We start from the raw sequence: 2,608 nt of genomic DNA, 5'->3' as shown, positions 1-2,608 counted from the left end.
GATCCAGGCGCATTACCTGCGACACGACTGCTGGCTCGGCGAGCGCCGCGTGCTCGCGCTCGCGCGCCGGGCGGCGCAGGCCGGCGTGCCGCTGTTCGCCGCGCACGGGATGCACGATCCCGTCTGCCCGGCCGCCAACGTCACCCGCCTCGCGCGTGCCGTGCCCGCGGCCGCGATCGAACACGTGAGCGCCGGGCACCTCGCAAGCGACCCGGCATTGGCACGCAGCATCGCGCGCGCCGTGGCGGCGATGTTCGCGGCGGCACCGCTCGCCCGACCGGGCCCGTCGCGCACATCTTGAGCGCCGCTCGGGCTGCGACGCGGCAATGCACGCAGCCGGGCAAAGCTCAATCCCACGCGTAGCGCACGCCGACCCACGCACCGCGCGGCGCGCCCGGCCCGACGAACTGCTCGTTGACCGGATTCGCACCGTCGAACGTGTGATTCGGCCCGTTGAAGAAGTTCTGGCCCAGCACGCCGAAGCTCGCATAGCGCTTGTCGAACAGGTTCGTCACGCTCGCGAAGACTTCGAAGCGCTTCGTGATCCGGTAGCGCATGTCGAGATCGACGAGCACGTAGCCTGAAATCCTGCCGTTCACGTCCTGGTTGTTCTCGTCGCCGCGCGCATACACGCCGCTGCGCCACGTGACGTTCGCGCCGATATCCCACCTGGGCGTCGCCGCGTAGTCGAGCCGGAGCTTCACCGTGTGCGCGGGAATGCCCGGGATATGGTCCCCCGGCTTGACGGCCACGTTGCCGTTCGCGTCGGCCGCCGAATTCGCCGGGCTGTGCTCGGTCCACGACGACCGGTAGGTCGCATCGACATAGCTGTACGAAAGCCCGACACCGAGCGGGCCGAACCGCGTGCGGCCCGCGAGTTCGATGCCTTGCCGCTGCGTATCGCCGACGTTGCGGAAATAACCCTGCGCGCTTGCCGGGCTGCTGATGAACTGGATGTCGTCGGTCAGCGTCGTGCGGTAGGCGGCGGCACTCCAGGTCGTCGCGGCGCCGATGCGGCCGCGCATGCCGGCTTCGAACGTCTTCGAGATCACCGGCTTGAGCGCCGGGTCCGCGATGAAGTCGTTCGGCAGCGAGCACGGCGCGGCCGGGTCCGCGCATGCGAGTTCGATCGCGGTCGGCGAGCGCATCCCTTCGTTGTACGTCGCATAGGCGGTGAAGCCCGCGACCGGGTTCCAGTTGAGCCCGAGCGCCGGGTTGAACCGGGAGAACGTATGGTTGCCGTCGAGCAGCGGCTGCACGCCGCTCTCGTCGCCGATCTGCGCCTTCGACCAGTCGTAGCGGCCCGACACCGTCAGCGTCCAGTGCGGCGTCAGCGACAGTGCATCGCTCAGGTACACGCCGAGGTTCGCATTGCGCGTCTTCGCGCGGGTCTGCGGCTCGAAATCGCCGACGCCGATCGCCGCGCGCGTGTCGGTGAAATACGCGTCCTGCGACGATGCGACGTAGCTCGAGTTCGCGACATCCGCCGCCACGCCCGCGATCAGCTGGTTCGCCATCCCGCCGAGCTTGCCAAGCAGCGTGAGCTGCAGGCTGCCGCCGTAGCTGTCGGTCACGATCGTCGACTGCGCGTTGGTGCCCTGCACCGTGTCGACCGTGCCGTCGTCGCCGACCGATCCGTAATCGGTATTGTTGTTGCTGCTGATGTTGGTGTTGCGCAGGTGCCGATAATACGCATTGCCGCTCAGCTCGACGTGCTCGCCGAAGAAGCGATCGCCCGACAAGGTCAGGTAGCCGGCGCTGTTGCGGTTCAGGTCGGGATAGGTGTACGCCTGCTTCCGGTTGTCGAGGAACGAGCGCGGGATCGTCTGGGTGCCGTACAGCGCATTGTCGGCGCCGCCGGCGGAAATCGACAGCGTCGTGTCCGAATCCGTGTAGCGCAGCTTGCCGAACGCCTGCCGCACGCGGCTCGCATTGTGGTCGGCCCAGCCGCCGTCGTTCGCGGCGTTCGCCGTCGCGTAGTAGTCGAGGTTCGAGCCGATCGTGCCGCCCTGCTCGATGGCGGCCGTCTTGCGGCCCCACGAGCCGCCCGACACCTCGGCTTCGCCGCCCGGGTTCGACTTGCCGTTCTTCGTCGTGATCGCCAGTGCGCCGCCGAGCGTATTGCGTCCGTACACCGGGTTGGAGCCCGGTATCAATTGCATCCGGTCGATTGCCTGCGTCGGCAGGATGTCCCAGTTCACGACGTCGCCGAACGGTTCGTTCACGCGCACGCCGTCGACGAACACCGACAGCCCCTGCGGCGTACCGAGCAGCGGCGATGCGGTGAAGCCGCGATAGTTGACGTCCGTCTGGTACGGATTGCCCTGCGCCTCCGAGATCGTCACGCTCTGCAGGTTCGCGGCGAAGAAGTCGGCAAGCGTCGCGCGGTGCTGCGCATCGAGTTCCGCCGCGCGTACCGTCTGCACGTTTGCCGGCACCTTCTGCAGCGGCGTACCGATCCCGAGCAGCGGCGTCGTGCCGACGACCACCACCGTCGGCAATGTGACGGCCGGCGCTTGCGACGCTTGCGGCACTTCCGGCGCGACCGCGACGGCGGCCGGCGGCACGGCGCCGCCTGTCGCGGCCGTGCCGTCCGCAGGCTGCTGCG

General features: G+C 68.7%; 1 protein-coding gene and 1 pseudogene. One reads left to right on the top strand and one right to left on the bottom strand.

The features are described from left to right. Window positions 1-301: pseudogene (locus tag DPV74_RS40725) on the top strand (prolyl aminopeptidase); the annotation flags it as partial. A 46-nt stretch (window positions 302-347) separates the two neighbouring features. On the opposite strand, the gene DPV74_RS40720 reads toward DPV74_RS40725, so the two are convergent. Continuing rightward, window positions 348-2,608 (bottom strand): TonB-dependent receptor (locus tag DPV74_RS40720; RefSeq protein ID WP_240440115.1); only part of this gene is annotated, 2,261 nt, incomplete at its 5' end.

This window comes from Burkholderia sp. HAN2018 (assembly GCF_024704855.1).
Taxonomy (GTDB): Bacteria; Pseudomonadota; Gammaproteobacteria; order Burkholderiales; family Burkholderiaceae; genus Burkholderia; species Burkholderia cepacia.
Note: the sequence above shows the minus strand (reverse complement) of the source record. Positions and strands in the feature narration are given on the sequence as shown.